This window comes from Nonomuraea solani (assembly GCF_900108335.1).
Lineage (GTDB): Bacteria > Actinomycetota > Actinomycetes > Streptosporangiales > Streptosporangiaceae > Nonomuraea > Nonomuraea solani.
In genome coordinates this window covers 42,073-60,158 of the sequence record NZ_FNVT01000032.1, presented here as the reverse complement: position 1 = coordinate 60,158, position 18,086 = coordinate 42,073, and the positions used below count along the sequence as shown (strand labels likewise).

The window sequence follows — 18,086 nt, the reverse complement described above, 5'->3', positions numbered from 1 at the left end:
CATGGAGCCGATCATCGTCGAGGCCGTAGGAACGGTCATCGGCGGGCGGACCGAGGCGTTCGACGACGACTGGAACACCGAGCAGGCGGTGATCCGTCTCGACGCCACCCGCTATGAGCCCGGCAGCGTCGCCGGGCTGGACACGTTCTCGCACGTGGAAGTGGTGTTCCAGTTCCACCGCGTGGACCCCGCGTCGGTGCACACCTCCGCCCGCCGCCCCAGGGGGAACCCGGACTGGCCGGAGGTCGGCATCTTCGCCCAGCGCGGCAAGAACCGCCCGAACCGGCTGGGCGTCTCCCGCTGCCGGCTGCTCGCCGTGGACGGGCTCGATCTGCACGTACGCGGGCTGGACGCCATCGACGGCAGCCCCGTCCTGGACGTCAAGCCGTACATGGCGGAATTCGGCCCGCAGGGCGAGACGGTGCAGCCGGCGTGGGCGACCGAACTCATGCGTGCCTACTACTAAGGAGCACAGGACATGTCCGAAGTGATCGTCGTGGGAGCGGGGCCGACCGGCTTGCTGCTCGCGGGTGACCTGGCCGAGGCCGGGATCGCGGTGACCGTGCTGGAGCGCCGGGACGGCACGATCTCCAACCTCTCCAGGGCCTTCGGCGTGCACGCCCGCACCCTGGAGCAACTGGACGCGCGTGGCCTGGCCGACCAGCTCGTGCCCATGGGCGCCGTGCTGAGCCACGTGCGGCTGTTCGAGCGGGTGAAGATCGATCTGAGCACCCTGCCCAGCCGTTTCCCGTACCTGTTGATCACCCCGCAGTACAACGTGGAGCACCTGCTGCTGGAGCGGGCGCTCAAGGCGGGCGCCGAGATCGTGTACGACGCCGAGGTGCTGGAGGTGGGCCAGGACGCCGGCGGGGTCACGGTCACGACCGCGCAGGGCGTCCATCGCGCCGCCTACGTGGTGGGCGCCGACGGCTACCACAGCGCGGTACGCAGCGCGCTCGGCCAGCCCTTCCCCGGCAAGTCGGTGCTGAAGTCCATCATGCTGGCCGATGTGAAGGTCGCCGAGCAGCCCGCCGAACTGCTGACCGTCAACGGGGTCGGTGACGCCTTCGCCTTCGTCGCGCCCTTCGGCGACGGCTACTACCGGATCTTCGCCTGGGACCGCCGTCATTCCGTACCCGACGGCGCGCCCCTCGACCTGGAGGAGGTCCGTGACGTCGCCAGGCGTGCCCTGGGCACCGACTTCGGCATGCACGACGCCCGCTGGCTGTCGCGCTTCCACAGCGACGAGCGGCAGGTGCCGCACTACCGGATCGGCCGGGTCTTCCTGGCCGGGGACGCCGCCCACGTGCACTCGCCCGCGGGCGGCCAGGGCATGAACACCGGGCTCCAGGACGCCGCCAACCTCGGCTGGAAACTCGCCGCCGTGCTGGGCGGCGCTCCCGACGCCCTGCTCGACACCTACCATGCCGAGCGTCACCCGGTCGGCCGCTCGGTGCTGCGCAGCAGTGGCGCCATCATCCGGGCCGCCATGATCGAGTCGGCCGCCGGGCAAGCCCTCCGCGGCTTCGCCGCCAGCCGGGCGCTGTCCATCCCCAAGGTGCGCGAGAAGGTCACGGGGCAGCTCAGCGGCATCGGTTACCACTACCCGGCGCCCCACGGCGCGCACGAGCTCACCGGTTCCCGTGCCGCCGACGTCCCGCTCGCCGGTGGGGGCCGCCTGTACGAGGCGCTCCGCGAGCGGCGCTTCGTCCTTCTCGGCGACGCCGGCATTACCGGCCGGGAGGATCGGATCAAGGTCGTGACGCCCGCCGCCCCCGGCGGTCCCGCGACGCTCGTCCGCCCCGACGGGTATGTGGGCTGGGCGGGCACCGACACCACCACGCTGCACCGGGCTCTCGACACGCTGGTGGGTTCCGGCCGGCCCTGAGACCTTCCCGCCCTTCGAGCTATCTGGTCCCGGGTGGCGCAGGGGACCGACCGCACAGCCCCGGTTTCACCGTCCCCGGTCGCCTGCCGCCCTCTCCTTCCTGCTGTCCGTCACACAAGCAACATCTTCAGAAGGTTTCTGGCTGGGGGCGTCGGTCGGCGCGCTGACGCAGGACGGGCACGCGGGCCGCGTCTACAACGTGTCAGGGGCCCGCGCCCTGACCTTCGCCGAAGCCGTCGCGATCATCGCGCGGTCAGCCGGCCGTTCCATCGAGTACGTGGAGCTGAGCCCGGAACAGTACAAGGACGAACTGCTCGCCGAGGGCTGGCCGGAGGCCGTCGCGGACGCGCTGAACACCATGTTCGCCCTGCGTCGATCCGGGCGTGTGTCCGTTCCCGCCGATGGGGTACAGCAGGTGCTGGGGCGCGAGCCGATCGCGTTCGAGGACTACGTGACGCGCGTGGCCGCCACCGGAGCCTGGTCGTGAGAGAGCGTGCGTCAGCCTGCCAGCCGGACGAGGGCCAGTGCGAGTGCCCGGTCGAGGGATTTCGCGGCAGCGCAAGGGACGTCCGGCTGCACACCGGTGCCCTCCCAATTCGTACCTGAGACGGGGTTGATGGCGCGGCCGGTGGGGACGGTGGCTTCCAGGTGAGGGTGCACGGTCCAGCCCTTGCACGGGTGCGCGCCGCCGCGGGTGGGCTCGCCGACGACAACGGCGCGACCGAGCTGCTGCAGGTCGTAGGCCAGTTCCTCAGCAGCGGAGAAGGTACTGTCACTGGACAACACGTACAACGGTTTGCTGCCGCCGAAGCGCGCGCCGGGAACGTGCGGCAGGCTCCAGGACTGCTCGCTGCGCTCGCCGCTACGCCAGTACATGGTGTTGAGGTGGGTGCGCTCGTCCAGGAGGTAACTGCAGACGAAGGCGACGGTGTCCGGGTCGCCGCCCCGGTTGTTGCGAAGGTCCACGATCAGCGCCCGGGCGCGGGAGGCCAAAGTGAGCGCGGCACTCAGCGGTTCGGCGGCCCAATCCAGCGGAAACAGCATCGGCGCCAGCTCCACCACGGCGACCCCTCCGTCGAGCAACTCCACCCGGGGCGCACCGCCCAGCGAGGTGTCGAAGTCCCGGCGGATGGACTCCAGGGTTGCCGCGCCCTCTTCGGAGGACACCGGGTCGGCGTGGTACCTCAATCTCAGGTGTTTGTCGTCATTGACGGACTGCAGGTCCGCGGTGACCGAACGGGCGAGTTCCTCGGCACTGTCAACGTCATAGGCGCCCTCGGCGAGGCGTTGTTGGAGCAGGTCGGCGAGCTGCTTGGCTATCTCAGGGAAAACGTAGTGCTCGGTCAGCAGCCGGACCGTCTCGTCAATGACAGGGGTGGGCTGAAGGTTCGTCAGAGTCGTCATGGCAGGGAGTAGAGCACTGCCCTTACGAAAACGTCAACGACGAACAGAAGCCGTGCCTACTTGCCGCTTCCTGAGGATGTTCTGGAGATGCCCTCGCCGTACCCGAAGGCGCATATCACCATTCCGTATCCGATCGACGGCGAGAACCTGAGGCTTCGGGAGAGCGCGAAAGAGGCCCATGACCTATTCCATCGCTCCTCCCGAGACGTCAAGAACATCCTCACGGAGCTCACTCAGTTGTCTTGTAGCAGCCGCATTGACAGGCGTTTGGGCCGGGAGTCGAATGAGGGAGCTCTCCCGTGGCGTCCCGTGCACTCCCCGATCTAGGAAAGGGGATCACCATGACCACATGCGGTGGTGGACTGGACCTGTACTTCGGAACGTACAAGGGCACACACAAGATCGAGAAATCCGGCGGAGACATCGCGCTGCCGCCATCCGGCCAGCGGCAACTCTTGGCTTTCGGGCAGGCGATGGCCACCAAGATGATGGAGCAGTTGAACCTCGACGTCAGCCTGCGCTTCTGGTACGGCAAGAAGTCCAGCGGAATCGATGGCTACTGGGTGGAAACCGAGGTACGGCCGACCGCTACGCCGAACATCCCGGTGTACAAGAACTTCAGCGGCTACGCCCTGGAGACGAGGGTCGAGCCACGAGAGATCCGCTTCACCGTGTGGACAGGAGCGGCGAAGACGGGGGGCTCCGGCATCAGGATGCTCGACGTCAATCCCAGCAACGCCTTCCAGTTCAAGTACGGCGGCACCTCTTACCAGCCCCGCCTCAACTTCGCCCTCCAGGCCCTCGACTGCCAGGGCGACAGCGGCGTTCCTCAGCGGCTCTACCAGCAACGCACGCTGAGTGGCCTGCTCTACACGATCGACCTGCGCCGCGTTTCGTGACAGGGGACTGACATGGACCTGATGGACAACAGGCTCAGCCTGGAACTGAACGGCGTACACGTCGAATCCCTGAAGGAGTTCGGCGGCGTCGTACTCGACCCCGAGAAAGGAGTCGCCGAGGAGGGCGCCGGCGGCGAGCTGATCATCGGCAAGCTGCCCGGAGTGAAGGTCGGCGGCTCTCTGACCATCGTCAGCGGCGGCACGGAACAGAGCGCCGAGGTCGCCTCCTGGCTCGGCAACAGCGCAAACGCCCCCTGGGGCACCGATGCCAGGGACGTCGCACTGGTGGTCACCAGCCCGTTGAATCTCACCCTCGGCCGGATCGACCTCGCCGGAGCCTTCCCGGTTTACTGGGACGAATCCGCCGAAGAGCGGCAAATCACACTAGTTTTCCAGGACATCGGCGTGAGCTGACCTGGCATGGCCCTTCCGTCATCTTCTCCCATTCTCGCCTGAGCGGGAGTCCTGGGAGCTTCCGTCTGGACTGCGCTACCATCGCGCAACCTTGCCGTCTCAGGACGGCCAAGACGTTCAGGCGCTCGGCGGCCTCATAGCCGCGCCCTGACAGGTGGAGGACGGAGCCGCCGGTACGGCGGGCGGGAGCACGTTCGACGACCACCGGCTCCCAGCCGGCCTGGCGCAGTCGCAGTGCCGTGGCCGGACCGGCGATGCCCGCCCCCACGGCGATCGCTTTCCTGGGTTCATTCGACTGTATGAACACAGCGCTCATACGGCAGGTAAAGGTCGTGCCGCCTCCAGGACACGATGTCAGCGATGCGCCAGCAAGGGTGCGTGGTGGTCGATCCCCTCAGGGCCGTCGGGGTCGGCGTGCACGGTGGCGGCCTTCAGCCGTGGCAGGTCATGGATCAGCCGATGCTCGGCCGCTACCGCCACCGCGTGCGCCTCGATCAGCGACAGCCCGTGGTCCACGCGGATGTCAACTTCGGCGCACATAGCGTGGCCGATCCAGCGCAGCCGTACGGATCCCACGCGCCGGACGCCGGGCACCGCGGCGAGAATCCGCTCGGCCCCGCGGGTGGTGGTCGCGACCGGGCTGGGCGCGACTGGGGTGTGCCTGCTCGCCTTGTCGGCCGCGCGCACGCCGGAACAGATCCTGGTCACCGTCGCCCTGGTGGGTCTGGCGTTCGAGATCTATGAACCCGCGTCGCAGGAGCTGGTGGCGCAGGTGGCCGAAGGTGAGCAGCGCGGACGGCTGTACGCCATGCTCGGCGCGGCGCTGGTGGCGGCCGGCGCGATCGCCGGGGTAATGGCCTCGGTGCTGCTGCCGATCGGGGTGCGGTGGCTGATGGTGGTCGACGCCGCCACCTGCCTGACGGCCTCGGTGGTGGCGCTCGCGTTCCTGCCGCGGAGCAGGCGTGAGGCGTTCGGGAGGGACGGGCGGCGCTGGCGGCCGCCGGCTCGGCTGATCCGCCTGACCGCCGCGAGCACCGCGTTCGCCGTGGGCTAGCTAGCGATGATCATGTTCATGCCCCTGGTGCTGTTGCAGCGTGGCGCACCCGCGTGGTTGCCGGGGGTCGCGCTGGCCGGTGGCTCGGTGCTGCTCGGCCTGTTCGCCCTGGCGATGGCCGGGCTGGACAACGTCGCGGCCACCATCGGTGTCCGTCTCGCCTGGACCGCGGTTGGCGGCATTCTGCTGGGCCGCTGGCAGGCGTTGGTCGCCGACGCCGCCCCCGAGTCCGAGCGGCCGCGCTGGTTCGCCGTCCAGGGATCTTCCTGGGGTATCGCGCAGCCGACGGTGCCCGGCATGGTCGCGGTGGTGGGGGCGGTGGCCCCCGCAAACTGCACCTACGTCGTCGGGGAAGGCCAGAGCCTGCCCTTCCCCGACGCTTCTTTCGACCTGGTGGTCTCCAGCCTGGCCGTCCACCACATGCCGCGCGAGGCGCGGCCCGAGGCGCTGCGGCAGATGTTCCGGGTGCTGCGGCCGGGTGGGCGGCTACTCATCGCCGCGTTCCGCCCGCCCATCGGCCGCCTCGCCCGGCGCCTCGTCGGCCTGCTCTCCGGCCCAGCCATGCGGCACGACCCCATGAACTGCCGGGCGCCAAGATCCCGGACGCCGGGTTCCAGGTGGAGATCGAAGACCGGCTGCCGCACCTGATGTACTACGTCCGCGCGACCCGCCCATAGGGCGCCCGGCATTGTCTCTCGCGCGGCGAGCGGCCCGGTGACCGGAGAAATCTTCTCAGGTCGTGATCAGTCCGCGCTGGTAGGCGCGGATGAGACGGCGAGGTACGAGCAACTCGCGTCCGTTGACGGTGATGGGGACGAGGTCAGGGGCGGCGGCTTTCCACTGGCTGCGGCGGTGCCGGGTGTTGCTCCGTGAGATCTTGCGCTTGGGTACGGCCATGGCTACCAGCTCGCTTTCGTGATGCCGGGCAGTTCGCCGCGGTGCGCCATCTCGCGAAAGCGCACCCGGGAGAGCCCGAACTTGGTCAGGTGGCCGCGAGGCCGGCCGTCCACGGAGTCGCGGTTGCGGACGCGGGTGGCGCTGGCGTCGCGCGGCTGGCGCGCCAGTTCCCGTACGGCATCCGCTCGCTCCTGCGGGCCGCCGGTGCGGATGATCTCCTTCAGCTCGGCGCGGCGCCCTGCGTGGCGCGCGACGACGGCCTTGCGCCGCTCGTTGGCGGCGATCTTGCTCTTCTTGGCCATCAGATCTTCTCTCCCCGGGCGCGGATCCGCGCGACGGCCGCCTCGACGCCGATCTTGTCTATCGTCTTGATCGCGCGGGCGCTGACGGTGAGCCGGACGAAGCGGTCCTCGCCCGGCAGCCAGTAGCGGCGCTGCTGGATGTTGGGGTCCCAGCGGCGCCGGGTGCGGCGATGGGAGTGGGAGACGTTGTTGCCGAAGACCGGCTTGACGCCGGTGAGCTGGCAGTACGCGGACATCAGGTCCTTCCGTAACGCTGGTTGAACCGCTCGACGCGGCCCGCGGTGTCCAGGACGCGGTTGCGGCCGGTGTAGAAGGGGTGGCTCGCCGACGACACGTCGACGTCCACCACCGGGTACGTCTTGCCGTCGGTCCACTCGATCGTCTTGTCGCTCGCGATCGTCGAGCGGGTCAGGAAGGCGAAGTCCGCGCCCGGGTCGCGGAAGACGACCGGGCGGTAGCCGGGATGGATGCCCTTCTTCATCGCTCCTCCCTGAACAGCACGTGCCGGCGAATGGTGGGGTCGTACTTGCGGAGAGTGAGCCGGTCGGGATCGTTGCGGCGATTCTTCCTGGTCACGTAGGTGTAGCCGGTGCCGGCCGTGGACTTGAGCTTGATCACGGGTCGCACCTCATTTCTGGCCAAAGCGGTTCCTTTCCACTGGGGGAGCTGTGTCATGATAACGAAAACGATTATCATCACAACACTTGGAGGCTGAGTGCCCACCCCCGTCGCCCTCGTCGCAGGCCTGCACGGCTCGGCCCGTACCGCCACCGTCGAACGGCTCCTCGCCGAACATCCCGGATCGCTCGCCATCCATCACGATCTGAGCAACGTGGCCCAAGGACGTGTCCGGCGCACCATCCGCGACGGCTCACGCATGCTGGACACGGCGGTCGTGCGGCTCGCCCACGGATGCATCACCTGCACGGTGCGAGAAGACCTCATCCCCCAGCTCGTTCTGCTGGCGCCGAGGTCGGCACTGCTGATCGTGGACCTGTGGGACTCGGTGGAGCCGCGATCGGTGGCCGAGGCCATCGACTGTGACGAGGCACACGAGGACTTGCGGCTCACCGCCGTGTTCACCGCGCTGGACGCCGCAGCGATGCCGGACGACATCACCCGCGGTGAACGTCTCCACGAGGTCGGCAAACCCGCCGCCGCGGGCGACCAGCGCTACCTGGCGGAGGTCCTGGCCCGGCAGCTCGAATATCCCACCGGCCTGGTGCTGCACGGCGGCGACGAAGAGGATCGGGAGCTGTCCCGCGCGATCCTGGCCCATCTGGCTCCCGTCACTCCGGTGCACACCGTGGGCACCCTCCCCCACGTCACCGGCGCCGCCGTGTGCACCGGGGAGCTGGCCGAACGCGTGGACCCGGCCACCGCTCAGCTCCCCTGCGACGCCACGACCGACGAGATCGCCACCACCGTCTGGCGCAGCCGCCGCCCCTTGCACCCCGCTCGCCTCTTCGAGGCCGTCGACGAGTTGGTCACCGAGTCCGTACGCTCACGAGGCCGTTTCTGGCTGGCCACCCGTCCCACCCGGCTCCTCGCCTGGGACGCCGTCGCCGGCGTCGTCTCGGCCGAGGACGCCGGCCCGTGGCTGGCCGCGCTGCCCGAAGCGGCCTGGGACCTGGTCTCCCCGGCCCGCCGCCTGAGCGCTGCTCTGGACTGGGACGACGCGCAGGGCGACCGCGTCCAGCACCTCGTCTTCACCGGCCCCGACCTGGACACCGCCCGCTTCCACGCCCTGCTCGACTCCTGCCTGCTCACCCCGGAGGAGGAAGCAGCGGGTCCGGACACCTGGGCCCGATACGAAGACCCGTTCGCCCCCATCCTCAACGTCAAGGAGACCGCGTGAAGACCCGCCGCGCCCCGCGCAAGAAAGCCAACCCGCTGCTGAGCGTCGACCGCCTACTGCCAGCGCCTTTGTCGTGTCGACCTCAAAGCGTCCGCCCTGGCGGTAGACGCGGTCGATGCCGACCTGTCCACCTCCGGCGCGTGCCCCGCCCGGGGGCACTCGCCCAGATAGGCGTTTTCGGCCTTTGACCTGCAGCTTCTCAGCCGCAGGTCTTTTGTTTCGCGACCTTGGTAGGCGCCGACGATTCCCGCATGCGGCCGTAAGACCAAGATCAGTGCTTGCGCTTCTTCCGGCGGCCTCGGGCTCCCGGCGGGCGGGTGGGGACGAGGCGGAGGGGGTGGCGGGAGGTCTTGCGGAGCGGCTCGGCCACCAGCTCGCGCAGCTCCCGCAATCCCACGACATCGGGGTGCCCCGACGCCAGGATCGCCGCCACGAACTCGTACGCGTCCCCGCCCCCCATCCTCTTGAGCTGCTCGACAAGCCCCTCGGGCCCAGCGAGCTCCAGCACCGACAGGAAGTTCTCCGCCCCCATCAGCAGGTTCTCCCGCTCACTCAACGACCCGGGCTCCATCTCCCCGGCATCGATGAGCTGCGTCCACGCGGCGGGCCCGAGGACCGGGTCGTGACGTAGTTCGTGCAGAAGCCGCCTTTCGGGCAGGGCGTCGGCCAGAACGCCCAGCATCGCCCCCACCCGCGTACGGAACGGGCAAACCCGCGCGGCCTGCAGCAACATCTCGATGTCCTGCCCGGGCCGGGCCAGCCACCCCTGGAGCTCCGTTACGGCGTCCTCCGGCGGATAGTGCTGGGCGAGCACCCCGAGCAGCTCGGCCGGCGGGGCGGTGGCCAGTTCGCCGATGAGGGGAGCGTCGCGGCCCTCGGCAAGAAGGCGGTCACGGACGCCGCGCACACCGAGCGGGGTGAGGCGGACCAGCGGAAGGTCGGGCTCGGCGAGAGCGGTGCGCAGGCGTTCGACCGCGTCCGGTGGCAAGGGCTGGTCGTCGTGGTCGAGGTCGCTCGCGTAGAGAGGGTCGGCGGGGCCGCGGGTGAGCTCCACGGCCCCGAGGTCTGACAGGACCTCGAACATGCGCCCCAGGTCCCGGGCGGCCTCTCGGCGCCAGAGATCACGCAGGCGCTCTTCCTCCTGGTCAAGAACGAAGTATTCCTGACAGGCCAGCCAAACCGTCTCTTCGAGTCGGACCACCGGCATCTCGTCGAGCCCGTACATGGAGTTGAGCACGTCCGGCAGGATCTCGTCGAAGATCTCGGCCAGGATGGGCTCGGGCCGCCACGTCGCGACGGGCACGGTGACCACACGGCCCAGCTCCGGCAGCGCCTCGAACGCGCGCCGCCACAGCGCCTGCGGGTCACGCAGCAGGGGTGCGGCCTTGGCCACGCGGAAGAGCCGGCCCTTGCTGGTGCGGGTCAGGCGCAGCTTCTTGGCCCAGGCGAGCAGCAGGTTGAGCTGCGGCAGATCGGTGGCGCTGCGAACGCGCAGCCGGTCCTCGCCGGTGCCCAGCAGGGCCGACACCTCGAGGGCGTCGGCGACGCGGAGGTTGCCCGCGTCGGTGAGGGCGCGGCCGTCCTTGCCCACCCAATCGGCAAGGGTGATGAGACGTTGGACGGTCTGGCTGCGCGCGGCGGCCTCCGTCAGCTCGGACGCAGGGGGCAGGGAGACAGGCGGCTGAGGGAAGGCGCGTTCCTCGCCGATGCCGCCGTTCACGAAGCGGTTCTGCATGATCTTGTCGAGCACCTGCTCGTCGTACGGAACGCGACCGGCGTCGAGATCGCGCTTGAACCGCTCGAACGCCCCCGGCACGGTGAGATCGACGCCCTGGCCGAGAGCCGTGTGCGCCCAGAACGTCGCCACCCCCCGCAGCGTGGGATCGTCGAGCGCGGCCGCGAACTCCGCCCGCGCGCCGGCGATGACCTCCTCCGCCTCCGCGAGCGTGGCACCGCGCGGGTCGCGAAGGCCCGTGACGTCGAGATAGCGCAGGTACGTGCGCAGCACCTCCGGGGCGAGGTCGAGCTCCTCCCGCGGCGCCGTCACCTTGTACGGCACGTACCGCAGCAGGAAGAACCTGATGCGCGCACCGTCCCAGTACGCCAGCCGGCCGTCACGGCTCTCGTGCCGCGCGTCGACGGCGGCGGAGAGCAGCAGGTCATCGACCGGATGCCCGTGCTCCTCCGCCCAGGTCACACACCGCCGGATCAACAAATCCTTGGCGGCCTCGAACTCCTCGGCCTCTTCGGGCTCGAACCAGGTACGCACCGTCCAAGCCTCCCATCCCTCCAGGGTCACCGTCTCCCCCGTCAGAGGAGTTCCCGGCGGCCCAGGCGAAGAGATGCCTGTGCGGGCTCTGCGCCGGCCAACGATGGGGGATCCGCATGCGGTGACTCGCTTATCGCCTCATGTCGGCAGAGAGTCACCACACCCGCGAGTGCTCAAAGGCCGCCACCGCCACGCTGGCCGAACCCGGTCGCCACACGGCGCCGGTGATGGTGATGGACCGGGACGGGCGGGCACTGGTGGCCTACCAGGACCTCGATCGCGAACGGATCGTCATCGCCACCTGCACGGGAACATTCTGCACGCATACGCCGGTGACGACGATCCGGCGCGGTGGTGGTGACGGCCTGGCCATGGCGCTGGACGGCGACGGCCGGCCGATGATCGCCTGGATGGACGTCGGGGACAGGCACGACTGGGACCTGGTCGTGACCACGCCGCTCAACCTGCCCTGACCCGTGGCAGCGTGTGCCCGTCCGCCGCGCATACCGGGCACGTCGTTGACGACCAGCTGCTTGATCCGCGCGCTTGACCCCATGTCGTTGTCCCGCTCGATCGACGCCAGCCGCCAGCCGTCCATCAGGGCCGCGTCGCCCACGACGAGGCCCGGCTCGTCGCCCCAGAAGAACCGTGCTGTTCCGTAGTTATCTGGACGCCGGCCGGCGCCTGGTGCTGGACCTCGTGCATGGTGGAGGGCTCAGACCAGGCTCTAGCGATGGACCGGGTGCTGTGTCGTTGGTTGATTCTCGTGTTGTTGGATTGTGCCGAGCCGGTGCAGGATCTCGGCGCGGAGGGCGGCGACGTGATCGTTCATGTGCCGCCGGAGGCCGGCGAGTTCATCGCCGAGGGCCGCGAGGTCTTGTCTCATCTCGGTGCGGCTGTCGGCGAGCTCACTCAGCATCAGGGCGATGCCGATCCTGGTGATGTCGGCACCCATCCGGGTGGTCATCTCGAGCATCCGGATGCGCAGCATCAGGTCGAGGATCTGTGCCTCTAGGTTCACGCGCTCCTGCCTTTCAAGCTGAAAGGGGGATTCCCGTGCCGGATGCGGTGGCGCGGGAGCTGACGATGAGCACAGTGGCACATGGGTGAGTGAGCGTCCGGGCACGAAGTGTGGCCGGGTGTGGTTCTTTCTCCCGGCCCGCGATGTGTTTCCTCCCTGGGAGGTGCTCTGCCTGCGGGAACGTGGGCGCGAAGCGGGATCGGCGGGGGTGAAACGGGGCACGGGTGCCGGGCGGGCGCTGTGTCAGGGGCTCGACCTCGCAGGGTTTCTCGTGACTGACAGCGATGGCGATCCCGTACACCTTGAGATGGACCGCAAGGTCGCCTGCGCCCCGGCTCAGCCGACCCTCCTCGCGCTGACCATGCGGTGCCCGTGTCAGCGGCCGCGTCAGGACGGCAACAGCCCGGTATCAGAGGGGTCGGCGATCGTAGACCCATCAACGACTCTGAAGGAGCACACAAACCATGTCGATCACCCTCAACGACCAGGACCAGCTCACCCTCCGCGTCGCCGCCTGGGGCGCCGTCTCCCTGATGTCCGCCGCCGGCGCCGCCGGCTCGGCCCACAAGGTCGCCACCCACGGCTCCATCGCCCTCACCTCCGCCACCGGCGCCATCGGACACGTCCTCGCCAAGGCGCCCAAAGGCATCAAGTACGGCAAGACCGTCGCCGAACTCGCCGACCAGGTGCTACCGGCCCTGACCGCCTCCATGGGCCTGCTCAAGCAGCAGGACCGGGCAGAGGCGGACAACTTCCGCAGCACCGTCATCGTCGCCATCGACGCAGCCGCCCACACCCAGCCCAGCCCCACCGTCACCGACATGGCCCGCAAGATCACCGAGGCCCTCGACGCCGCATGACAGGGGGGCGAGGTGCGCAGCTTGTCACGGGGCCCCGTGGGGACCCCGTGACATCGCGGTGTGCCGGGTGGCCGCCGCCCCGCCTGCCACGCGGCCTGAATTCGTCCTCACGTGATCGATTGGGCCCGACTGAACGCCCTCCGGCATCGAGAGTGGTGCCCCCGCTTCGCGGGGACACCGGTGTGAGCGTGCTCAGTCCAGCCAGCGGCCGACGCCACGTACGGTGACTTCGAGCAGTTCTGCCGAATCGTCCGGGTCGGGGTAGTAGATGATCATGGTGGTGCCGGCCGGGAGCAGCATTTTGATGGCTTGGATGCACCCTGCCACGGCCTGTCGCTGCTGATCAGGTCCGGTGCCCTTGATCGGCACCGCGTCACAGACGCCGCCGCTGTTGTTCATGACCAGCCGGAGCGTGTTCTCGCGCAGCGCCACTTCCCGGGTGGCGACGCGGTAGGCGAGCTGGGTCTCCAGGTGCCATGCCGGGGGTGCCATGGGCACACCGAACTCCTGCCGGTAGAGCTGGGCGAGGCGGTTTTCGAGGGCCGCCAGGTCGTCGTGCAGGCCGCTTTCGACCGTGTACTTCGCCCAGTTCTGGAGATCGTCGATCGGGGGAAGGTTCGCGATCGGCAGGCCGTTCGCGTTGAGCGCCCGGCCGGACTCGTCGACGAGATAGGCCTGGTTGTTCTCCGGCTTGATCGACTCGCTCACGTTCCTGAGCTGTTGTGCGGTATCCGCGTAGGGGCACGGCCCGTTGCCCCGAACACACTCGATCGGAAGCATGCGCAGGAGGGAGGTCGCCAGATCGGTCTCGTAGACGGCCGAGATGATGGTGCGATCGGACAGGTGTTTGGACAGGTACATCGGTCCCCAGAGCGAGTTGTACTCGGCGAACCGGAGTTCCTCGGGGATGAGCGACTCGACGAAGGTGCCGCTCCACTCGCGCGAGTGTTCGTTCCAGTCGGGATCTTCGCTCAGGCCCAGGGCACCGGCGATGCATTCGGAGAACGCCGCTCCTGCCTTGGCGAAAACCTTCCTGGGGGCGTTCTTGCAATCTTTTACCAGCGAGTACTCGGAGGCGGCGTTGATCAGGTCCAGCCCGAACCGGGTCATGTACTCTTCGGCGAGCCGGTGGGTTTCGGTCTCCCGGTCGGCGATCCCTCTCGCCGCGAAGTAGAACAGCGGGCTCATGACGACGGACATACAGGCGTCCTGGGCCTTGCCGACGAACTGGTTCCGGCAGTGCTCGATGCGTTCCTGGGCGTAGCCGTCCGGGTCGTACAGCGGGCCGTTGGGGTCGTTGAGCATCTTTTCCGCGTAGGCGTTGCAGTCGTTGTATCCCGGCAGGCCGTCCTCGGGGCCCCACTTGCAGTGTCCGTACCAGACGCCCTTGAGCGTGGCCAGGCGTGCCTTGGCCTCGATCCGATAGCTTTCGAACACCTGGGCGGCGATCAGCGCCGCGTCGGAGGCGTCCTCGCCGGCCCGGATCTGCGCCGCGTACGCGGTGTCATAGGCGGCGAACGCGCTGGCGGCGTCCTGGGCCGCCTCGACCGCCGAGACGCGGGCCCAACGCGCCGACAGCGACGCCTTGCGGGCGGACTGCTGGGCCTGCTGGGTCGCGGCGGCGGCGGTGCGGACGGCCGCCGCGGCGCGTTCGGCGGAGGCGGCGGCGTCACGGGCGGCGTCGACGGCCTCACCGGCGAACTTCGCCGCCTGGCCGGCCGCTTTGCCGGCATCGTTGGCGTAGTCGATGGCCGCCTCGGCCGCGCCGCGGGCGCGGGCCGCCGCGGCCTGCGCGGTGCGCGCATACTCCACTGCGCGCTGCGCGATCTGCGAGGTCTCGATCATCAAGGAGGAGGCGATGTAGTTGTGCGTCGCGGTCGCGTAATCGCGTTCGGCCGCCCGGTGGCGATCCACCTCCAGAAACTCGACCTGCATCGCCGTGGTGCCGGCCAGCGCGACCTGGGCGCCGTTGCGCACCTCGACACCGTTGGAGTCATCGCCGGCGATCGCGCCGACCTTCGTCCGGATGTCGATCGTGTGCGCGGTGTTGTAGGTGGAGTCCAGGAACTTCTCCAGGGCGTCCGGATCGTCGGAGCGCAGGGCGGCGTTGGCCGCTTGCTCGGTCTCTGTCTTACCGGCGCTGCGGGCTTCGGCGAGGATGCGGCCGATCTGCGCGCGTTGTTCGGCGGCTCGCTCGGGGTAGTCCGGGTCGTCGAGGAACGCGATGACCCGCGCCCGGCCGCCGTCTAGGGCGTTCTGGGCGGCGGCTCTCATGGCCGGGCTGCTGGTGACCATCAGACCGGTCAGCGTGGTGCGGTCGTCCTGTTCCTCGGCGGCCGCCAGCCCGCTCTTGACGAATTCGAGCACCAGATGATCTTCATCCCGGCCGAGCGCGGCCACGGCCGCCGAACTGGTCCACGTACCGGGCACGGTCGCGAAGTAGCGAGCCACCTGCCGCGCCTTGCCGACCGCCAGTGCCGGATCGGTGCTCGCGTTGGCAGACTCGGCGATCAGCGCGTCGACCTGTGGAGTGTGGTAGTCACGCATCGGCACTGCGAAACCGCGCGCGTCCCCCAACTTGGCCTGGGCGGCTTGCGCACTGGCATGCCGGGCGAAAGACAACTCCAGCTTGAGCTCATCCTGCAGGCGTTCGGCGTCCGCCTCCCGTGCCGCCTTGTAGACGGCCTGAGCCATCTCAGCCGCCCGCAACGCGTCCTCCGCCGCGCGGAATGCGTTGTTGGCGTGCTCCGTCGCCAACTGGGCCGCGTTGACGGCATTGCCCGCGTGCTCGGCCGCGCTGGCCGCCGCGGCCGCGGACGCCTCCGCGTACGAGACCGCACGCGTCGCGGCGTCACGCGCCTTACCGGCCGCGTCCTGCGCGATGTCGGCATGGCGTACCGTCTCCGCGGTGGCCTGCTTGGCCCGTTCCGCGCTCGCTCCCGCCCGCGCGGCAGCGGCGAACGCGGCCTGCGCCTCGGCGCTGGCGTCCCCCGCGTAATGGCCGGCCGCCTCGGCCGCGCGCCCGGCCGCCTCGGTGTTCGCCCTGGCCGAATCGGCGGCGGCGACCGCGACGTACGCCTCCTGGGTCACCGCGTTGATCTGATCAATGGGCGTGATCCAGGCGGAGATCTTCGGCCCGACCTTCAGCATGATGCGGTTGTGCTCCTCCGCCGCGGCGGCGGCGTCCGCGTCCAGCTCCGCCGCCGCCGCTGCCGCCCACGCCTCGTCCGACATCGTGTGCGCCCGCGCGGCCGCGGTCGCCGCACGTCCGGCGGCCCCGGCGGCGGCGCGCGCGGCGCCGGCCGCCGCCCGAGCGGCTTGTACGGCGACGCGAGACGCCGACGCGGCGCGATCCGCGGCCTCAGCAGCACGTAACGCCTGGCGCTTGGCCTCCGCCGACTCCCGCCCGGCCGCCGCGGCGAGGCGTTCGGCCTCCAGCGCGTCGTTCTTGGCCGCCAGCGACTCGGCCTCGGCGCGATCGGCCTGCGCGATGGCGGCGACCGTCTCCAAGGCCGCGAGGCGCGTCGCCTCCGCGGCACTCGCCCGCAGATCGCTCAAGGTCTGGTTCTCGTTGTCCCGCGCCTGGGCCACCCCCCAGTCGATCTGGACGAAGCGCTCCTGCATCTCCAGGCTGCCGTCCTGCAGCGCCCGGTTCGCCGTGGCCTTCACCTCCGGCCCGCCCTCGGCCATCGCCCGATTGACCACCGCCCGCAGGTCCATCCGGTACGGCACCCGCCACCCCGACTCGATGAACCGCCCCAACTCCTCCCGCGACCCGTTCCGCAGCACCAGGTTGGCGGCGGCCTTGACCTCCGGCCCGCCGGCCGCCTTCATCTCGTTCACGCTGGCCCGCAGGTCGATCTCCCGAGCCCGCTCCCAACCGCCGTCGAGGAACGCCGTCACGGCACCGGCGTTGTCCGAGACCAGGGCGGCGTTGGCGGCGGCCGCCACCTCGGGTCCTCCGTGGGCCTTGACGCGGCCGACCTGTTCACGATCATCCTGCGCCACCAGCCGGGGGAGCGCGTCCAGGAAGGCACAGACCGCCGCCCTGTCGCCGAGCAGCGCCTTCTCCGCGGCCGGACGCACGTTCACCCCGCCCGTCACCCATGCGTCCAGAACCACCTGGCGCTCACATACCGGGGTGCCGGACGGAGCCGCCGCGGCCCGCGTCTCCCCCATCGGACTGCCCACGGCAACCAACGAGAGCACCACACCGATGACACTCGCCGTCCGCCATAAAGCCCTATCGCGCAACACCTTCATCGCCGTCACTCCGCCATTTCGGTCGACGCTTGAAAAGGAATGGGCTGGGCGGCCGGCCGTCATAGGCCGGCCGCCCCGTCCTCAGTTGACGACCCGCAGTTCCAGCAGGGTCTCACTGCAGTTGTCCGGATAATCCGGATGGCTCACGTCGCACGTGACGTCCGTACGCCCGAACTGCTCGCTCTCGTCCCGCTCGACGAGCTTGGTCCGCTCCGTGCCGGACGTCACGTCCACCACCGTCGCGTCCACGTCATGACCGGCCCCCGGCGAGCGGCTGTCACCCTGCACCTCGAACACGTTCGGGATCCGAAGCTTCACGTATCCCTTTGGTGCGAGCACCTTGAAGCACACCGTCATCACTCCCAGGTGCGGCTCACCGACCACGGGTTCGCCATTCAGCAAGCCCGGGAACACCTTGATCACGCCAATCCCGTTCTGCACGGCCGCCGTGCACGAGACCCAGATGATCCCGCCGTTCCCAGAGATCAGTTCGAAGTTCTTCGCCTGGGCCTCGTCCGTACCCCAATCGACCTGACCGGACGTCCCCGCGAACTCGTGGCGGAAGTCCAGGGGATAGACGAAGTTCTCCACGATGGAATCCGGGCCGATGGCGGGCGTCACGGTGACGGCGGGCGGCTGCTGCCCAGGCGAATAGGCCCGGCCCACGATCCACGCGATCTGGTCGCCCGGCCGGTAGAGAAGCAGATGGTTCTGCCCGCCCGAGCTCGTGTAATCGAAGGTGATGACGCGGTCGGCCGCGCTCCTCAGGTCATAGCCACCGATGCCGGCCGCGCTGCTGAACACGGCTCTGAACGTGTTGCCCGTGCCGTGCGCGAGAACCCAGGCAGTATGCCCGCCCGGGCGGTAGAGCAGCAGGTGATCCAGCTTCCCCGAATGCTCATAATCGAACGCCACCACCTGATCCCCGGCGTCCTTCAGGTCATAACCACCGATCCC

The 18,086-nt window shown here is 69.4% G+C and carries 21 protein-coding genes; 11 read left to right on the top strand and 10 right to left on the bottom strand.

The window, feature by feature from the left end:
- Position 1 precedes the first annotated feature (1 nt).
- The 3 genes from C4V41_RS55030 to C4V41_RS55020 all read left to right on the top strand — a co-directional run bounded on the left by C4V41_RS55030 (position 2) and on the right by C4V41_RS55020 (position 2,375).
- Positions 2 to 466 (top strand): SAM-dependent methyltransferase, encoded by a 465-nt coding sequence (locus tag C4V41_RS55030; RefSeq protein WP_103964065.1) that lies wholly within the window; start codon positions 2 to 4, stop codon positions 464 to 466.
- Positions 467 to 478: 12 nt separating this feature from the next.
- Positions 479 to 1,888, top strand: a complete 1,410-nt coding sequence (locus C4V41_RS55025) for an FAD-dependent monooxygenase (RefSeq protein WP_103964064.1) — start codon at positions 479 to 481, stop codon at positions 1,886 to 1,888.
- A 199-nt stretch (positions 1,889 to 2,087) separates the two neighbouring features.
- Complete coding sequence (locus tag C4V41_RS55020) at positions 2,088 to 2,375, top strand: Rossmann-fold NAD(P)-binding domain-containing protein (protein WP_103964063.1); 288 nt, start codon at positions 2,088 to 2,090, stop codon at positions 2,373 to 2,375.
- Positions 2,376 to 2,386: 11 nt separating this feature from the next.
- Here C4V41_RS55020 and C4V41_RS55015 read toward each other — a convergent pair whose 3' ends face one another.
- A complete protein-coding gene (locus C4V41_RS55015; protein ID WP_103964062.1) occupies positions 2,387 to 3,292 on the bottom strand; it encodes a S41 family peptidase in 906 nt (301 codons plus the stop codon).
- Positions 3,293 to 3,591: 299 nt separating this feature from the next.
- Between C4V41_RS55015 and C4V41_RS55005 the strand changes: the two genes are divergently transcribed.
- Complete coding sequence (locus C4V41_RS55005; protein ID WP_146104191.1) at positions 3,592 to 4,191, top strand: hypothetical protein; 600 nt, start codon at positions 3,592 to 3,594, stop codon at positions 4,189 to 4,191.
- 12 nt (positions 4,192 to 4,203) lie between these two features.
- Complete coding sequence (locus C4V41_RS55000; RefSeq protein WP_103964059.1) at positions 4,204 to 4,605, top strand: hypothetical protein; 402 nt, start codon at positions 4,204 to 4,206, stop codon at positions 4,603 to 4,605.
- A 354-nt stretch (positions 4,606 to 4,959) separates the two neighbouring features.
- On the opposite strand, the gene C4V41_RS54995 is transcribed toward C4V41_RS55000, so the two are convergent.
- On the bottom strand, positions 4,960 to 5,313 hold the full coding sequence (locus tag C4V41_RS54995) for a cation transporter dimerization domain-containing protein (RefSeq protein WP_200824918.1): 354 nt from the start codon (positions 5,311 to 5,313) through the stop codon (positions 4,960 to 4,962).
- Here C4V41_RS54995 and C4V41_RS54990 point away from each other — a divergent pair.
- Together C4V41_RS54990 and C4V41_RS65990 are read left to right on the top strand one after the other, a co-directional pair.
- On the top strand, positions 5,228 to 5,659 hold the full coding sequence (locus tag C4V41_RS54990; protein ID WP_103964058.1) for an MFS transporter: 432 nt from the start codon (positions 5,228 to 5,230) through the stop codon (positions 5,657 to 5,659). The genes C4V41_RS54995 and C4V41_RS54990 overlap by 86 nt on opposite strands.
- 18 nt (positions 5,660 to 5,677) lie before the next feature.
- Positions 5,678 to 6,307 carry a class I SAM-dependent methyltransferase gene (locus C4V41_RS65990; protein WP_327537520.1) on the top strand — a complete coding sequence of 210 codons (630 nt, stop codon included), beginning with the start codon at positions 5,678 to 5,680 and terminating at the stop codon, positions 6,305 to 6,307.
- 84 nt (positions 6,308 to 6,391) lie between these two features.
- Here C4V41_RS65990 and rpmF read toward each other — a convergent pair whose 3' ends face one another.
- From rpmF to rpmG, 5 genes are read right to left on the bottom strand one after another with little or no spacing between them, the layout of a single operon-like run.
- Positions 6,392 to 6,556: a 50S ribosomal protein L32 gene (gene rpmF, locus C4V41_RS54980; RefSeq protein ID WP_103964056.1), complete on the bottom strand. Its 165-nt coding sequence runs from the start codon at positions 6,554 to 6,556 to the stop codon at positions 6,392 to 6,394.
- 2 nt (positions 6,557 to 6,558) lie between these two features.
- Positions 6,559 to 6,858 (bottom strand): 30S ribosomal protein S14, encoded by a 300-nt coding sequence (rpsN, locus tag C4V41_RS54975; RefSeq protein ID WP_103964055.1) that lies wholly within the window; start codon positions 6,856 to 6,858, stop codon positions 6,559 to 6,561.
- Positions 6,858 to 7,094 (bottom strand): 50S ribosomal protein L28, encoded by a 237-nt coding sequence (rpmB, locus tag C4V41_RS54970; RefSeq protein ID WP_103964054.1) that lies wholly within the window; start codon positions 7,092 to 7,094, stop codon positions 6,858 to 6,860. The genes rpsN and rpmB overlap by 1 nt, the downstream gene beginning before the upstream one ends.
- On the bottom strand, positions 7,094 to 7,339 hold the full coding sequence (locus C4V41_RS54965; protein WP_103964053.1) for a type B 50S ribosomal protein L31: 246 nt from the start codon (positions 7,337 to 7,339) through the stop codon (positions 7,094 to 7,096). The genes rpmB and C4V41_RS54965 overlap by 1 nt, the downstream gene beginning before the upstream one ends.
- Positions 7,336 to 7,500: a 50S ribosomal protein L33 gene (gene rpmG, locus C4V41_RS54960; RefSeq protein WP_103964052.1), complete on the bottom strand. Its 165-nt coding sequence runs from the start codon at positions 7,498 to 7,500 to the stop codon at positions 7,336 to 7,338. The genes C4V41_RS54965 and rpmG overlap by 4 nt, the downstream gene beginning before the upstream one ends.
- A 73-nt stretch (positions 7,501 to 7,573) precedes the next feature.
- Here rpmG and C4V41_RS54955 point away from each other — a divergent pair, with 73 nt between their 5' ends.
- On the top strand, positions 7,574 to 8,716 hold the full coding sequence (locus C4V41_RS54955) for a CobW family GTP-binding protein (RefSeq protein ID WP_103964051.1): 1,143 nt from the start codon (positions 7,574 to 7,576) through the stop codon (positions 8,714 to 8,716).
- Between the two features lie 271 nt (positions 8,717 to 8,987).
- Here the strand turns inward: C4V41_RS54955 and C4V41_RS54950 are convergent, their stop codons facing one another.
- Positions 8,988 to 10,985, bottom strand: coding sequence for a hypothetical protein (locus C4V41_RS54950; protein WP_103964050.1), 1,998 nt, complete (start codon positions 10,983 to 10,985; stop codon positions 8,988 to 8,990).
- Positions 10,986 to 11,125: 140 nt separating this feature from the next.
- Between C4V41_RS54950 and C4V41_RS54945 the strand changes: the two genes are divergently transcribed.
- From C4V41_RS54945 to C4V41_RS54935, 3 genes are all read left to right on the top strand, one after another.
- Positions 11,126 to 11,458 (top strand): hypothetical protein, encoded by a 333-nt coding sequence (locus C4V41_RS54945; protein ID WP_103964049.1) that lies wholly within the window; start codon positions 11,126 to 11,128, stop codon positions 11,456 to 11,458.
- A 260-nt stretch (positions 11,459 to 11,718) separates the two neighbouring features.
- Positions 11,719 to 12,000 (top strand): hypothetical protein, encoded by a 282-nt coding sequence (locus C4V41_RS61375; RefSeq protein WP_146104190.1) that lies wholly within the window; start codon positions 11,719 to 11,721, stop codon positions 11,998 to 12,000.
- 470 nt (positions 12,001 to 12,470) lie between these two features.
- A complete protein-coding gene (locus tag C4V41_RS54935; protein ID WP_103964047.1) occupies positions 12,471 to 12,866 on the top strand; it encodes a hypothetical protein in 396 nt (131 codons plus the stop codon).
- 192 nt (positions 12,867 to 13,058) lie between these two features.
- Here the strand turns inward: C4V41_RS54935 and C4V41_RS54930 are convergent, their stop codons facing one another.
- Positions 13,059 to 17,075: a DddA-like double-stranded DNA deaminase toxin gene (locus tag C4V41_RS54930; RefSeq protein WP_146104189.1), complete on the bottom strand. Its 4,017-nt coding sequence runs from the start codon at positions 17,073 to 17,075 to the stop codon at positions 13,059 to 13,061.
- Between the two features lie 135 nt (positions 17,076 to 17,210).
- Positions 17,211 to 18,086, bottom strand: an 876-nt coding sequence (locus C4V41_RS54925; RefSeq protein WP_103964045.1) for a hypothetical protein, incomplete at its 5' end; no start/stop codon positions are given.